Below are 670 nucleotides of genomic sequence, written 5' to 3'. Positions count from 1 at the left end.
GGCTGCGCGCCGCCGCCGAGGCCGCCAACCGCGATCCCAAGGCCGCCGCCAAGATGTATGACGAGCTTGCTGCCGACCGCGGCGTGGGTGGTGAGTGGCAGGATCTTGCGAAGATCCGCGCCGCCGGCCTGCTGCTGGACAGCGCCAGCTATGCCGACATGCAGCAGCGGCTGGAGTCATCCGCCGCGCCCAAATCGACCTTCCGCCACAGCGCCCGCGAGATGCTGGCGCTGTCCGCCTGGCGCAACAACGACATGACCGCGGCCCGCAAATGGCTCGACGCGATTGGCGAAGACGGCGAAACGCCGCCCGGCTTGCGCTCGCGCGCCGAGGCTCTCCAGGCCCTGCTGCCGCCCGTCGCCAAGAGCTGACGACGGCCCTCTGACGTAACGAGACACACGATGCGCCGCACGCCACGCTTGATCGCAGCCGCCGTCCTGATCGCCTTCACGGGCGCCCTGGGCGGCTGCTCCAGCTTCGATCCAAGCGACATGCTCGACTTCCTCGACACCAAGAAGAAGCTGCCGGGCGACCGCAAGCCAGTCTTCCCGGAGGGGGTGCCTGGCCTCGAGCAGGGCGTCCCGAAGGATCTGTACAAGGGGGCGCAGCAGCAGCCCGATCCGAATGCGCCGGCGGTCGCGGCTTTGCCGGCGGAGCCTCCGCCCGAGCC

At 70.1% G+C, this 670-nt stretch carries 2 pseudogenes; both read left to right on the top strand.

The features are described from left to right. A pseudogene (locus MOV74_RS39710) lies at positions 1 to 371 on the top strand (hypothetical protein); the annotation flags it as partial. Positions 372 to 401: 30 nt separating this feature from the next. Continuing rightward, positions 402 to 670 (top strand): annotated as a pseudogene (locus MOV74_RS39705) (hypothetical protein); the annotation flags it as partial.

Source organism: Bradyrhizobium sp. SHOUNA76, assembly GCF_023006445.1.
GTDB lineage: Bacteria > Pseudomonadota > Alphaproteobacteria > Rhizobiales > Xanthobacteraceae > Bradyrhizobium.
This window is presented reverse-complemented; position numbering and strand designations above follow the sequence as displayed.